This is a genomic window from Clostridium sp. AM27-28 (assembly GCF_003480955.1).
Classification (GTDB): domain Bacteria; phylum Bacillota; class Clostridia; order Lachnospirales; family Lachnospiraceae; genus Otoolea; species Otoolea fessa.
This window is the reverse complement of sequence record NZ_QUJT01000029.1, coordinates 1-2,072: the sequence shown is the minus strand read 5'-3', so window position 1 is coordinate 2,072 and position 2,072 is coordinate 1. Positions and strand designations below refer to the sequence as shown.

The 2,072-nt window shown below is 44.7% G+C and carries 4 protein-coding genes; all 4 read right to left on the bottom strand.

The annotated features are described in order from the left end of the window. Nucleotides 1-422 (bottom strand): MobA/MobL family protein (locus tag DW720_RS15420; protein ID WP_182436563.1); only part of this gene is annotated, 422 nt, incomplete at its 3' end. A gap of 194 nt (nt 423-616) precedes the next feature. After that, nucleotides 617-1,126: a hypothetical protein gene (locus tag DW720_RS15410; RefSeq protein ID WP_006873177.1), complete on the bottom strand. Its 510-nt coding sequence runs from the start codon at nt 1,124-1,126 to the stop codon at nt 617-619. Nucleotides 1,127-1,183: 57 nt separating this feature from the next. Next, on the bottom strand, nt 1,184-1,438 hold the full coding sequence (locus DW720_RS15405; protein ID WP_117472730.1) for a CPCC family cysteine-rich protein: 255 nt from the start codon (nt 1,436-1,438) through the stop codon (nt 1,184-1,186). Nucleotides 1,439-1,749: 311 nt separating this feature from the next. Next, a complete protein-coding gene (locus DW720_RS15400) occupies nt 1,750-2,046 on the bottom strand; it encodes a DUF3847 domain-containing protein (RefSeq protein ID WP_117628259.1) in 297 nt (98 codons plus the stop codon). Nucleotides 2,047-2,072 lie beyond the last annotated feature (26 nt).

Sequence of the window (2,072 nt, the reverse complement as noted above, 5' to 3'; positions counted from 1 at the left end):
GTGAGCATGACATGGGCGTGGGGATTGTGTCCCGGCGGATGGGGGTCATGGATGGCAAAGTCAGCAATCATGCCTTTGGAAACAAACTGCTTCTGGCAAAACTCCCGGACAAGGACAGCATACTGGTCGGGCGGTATCTCTCTGGGGATGGTAAGCACCCACCGCCTTGCAAGCTGGGAGTTCCATTGTTTTTCCACCGCTTCGGCGGCGTTCCACAAAGTATTGCGGTCTGCATATTCCTGTGGGGCATTAGGTGGGAGCAGGATTTCATTGTGGACGATACCACGCTTTTCCGGGTAGTGCTTCACTTGCTGGTCATATTCACAGAACAGTTTTTCGCCACTCTGGTAAGCAGCGGCGGCAACCGCAGACTGCCGCTGACTGCGCTGAACAATCGTGATTTCGTTGTGTGGACAGGGCATTTCGTGTCCCTCCTTTCGCTAATTGGTGGACGGGGTGGCGTTTTACCACCTCATTTTGGGCAGAAAAAAAGCAGGAAACCTTTCTTTCAGATTTCCTGCTCGGTGTGCCGCTGTGTGGGCGGCGGGTATTTAGTTGTAAAAGTTCGGGACAAGTTGACCCGATGTGAAGCTGACGAACTGGAATTTATTTGTTGTTATTTTCTATCAATCCCCAAAACATCATAGTATTCATCACTATACTCAATGCCACTATTGTCAAAGCGAGATTGCAGTTCTTTTACATAGTCATAAGGGTTATCAATAGGGGAAATTTCTAATTCTGTTTCAAGATAACTTAATGTCGCTTTCTGTTCCTCTGTGCGGATTGCTTCTTCCTCTTTGAGGTGTTTTTCAAATTTGTCTTTGTCCATCCAAATAATCTGCTCAATAGGATTAGTAGAACCACAAGCAAGAATAAGTCTCATAAAATCCTCAAAGGTTCTTGCCAGTGGATAAACAAAAACATCTGCACAAGTATCAGGATTGCAGGCAAAAACCATTTCCCCATACGGCTCAATAAAGCAATACATAATACTTCCTTCAAAACCTATTGCCTTTGCATTGGTCGGATAGCAGAAGTAAGAATAAATATCTTCAACTTGTTCAAGACAAATCAAAGAGCCATTTATATTCAGTTCTTTGTATTGGTCAAAAAGTGTTTCCATTTTATCACACTCCTTTACAACTTCTAATTTTTCAGTTCTACAAGTTGGAAGTTGTCGCTATGAAATTTCTTTTTCATCATCTCTTGGTGGTCGGATATAACATAACATTTCTTTTTCACAAGCACCAAATTTTGAGAAATTGGATTTCGCTTCTTTTAGCGTTATTCCATGATTAGAGTCGCTTGGTTCGTTATCAGAAGCAATGAACGGGTCATTCTCCCAAAAACAAACGGGGCAAATATACCCACAATCTTCATTTGCCGGAACATTATAGGTAAAATATCCGCAGCAAGGACATTGGTATTTTTTCATATAAACCTCACGTTTAAGCCTTGACCTCAAATTCCTGATTTATTTCTGACTTTATTATACTTCATCGATTATCGAAAAGATAGCATATTTTATGAAACTTGTCGGCTGGGAACAGCTTGCACCGCAAGGTGTCCCCAACAGGCAAGTCCACAAAAGGGTAGCTGGCTGCAGCCAGCGCAGGGGAAGTGTAGCGTCCCCTGTTTGATTTGGAGCAGACCATGACTGCGGAAAATCACAGCTCTCCGGCGAGGAGCCTTCGGAGAACGCAATGCACCAACCTCTGGGTGGTGTATAATTGCGCCCTTAGTAAACTAAGGGGTTTCCAGCTTCTCCCGTTCCAACAGTTTTTTCAATAGTTCCTGCGTGTCCTGCCTGTGAAAAATGAGTTTCAACAACAGCATGACATCATCATCTGTTAGGCGTTCCGGCTCTTGCAGAAAACTTTCCAGCATACCGCCACGAGTGCAGAGCCGGTGCGTCCGTTCCTTTCGGGTAAGCTGCTTTAACTGGTGCTGCAATGCCTTTTCATCATTGATGGCTTTCCGCAGTTTCTTTTCGCTTTTCTCCAGCTCCCGGTTGAGCTTTTCCAGCTTCGAGGTATCAGGCAAGGGCAGCGTCCTCCTTTCCCGGTATC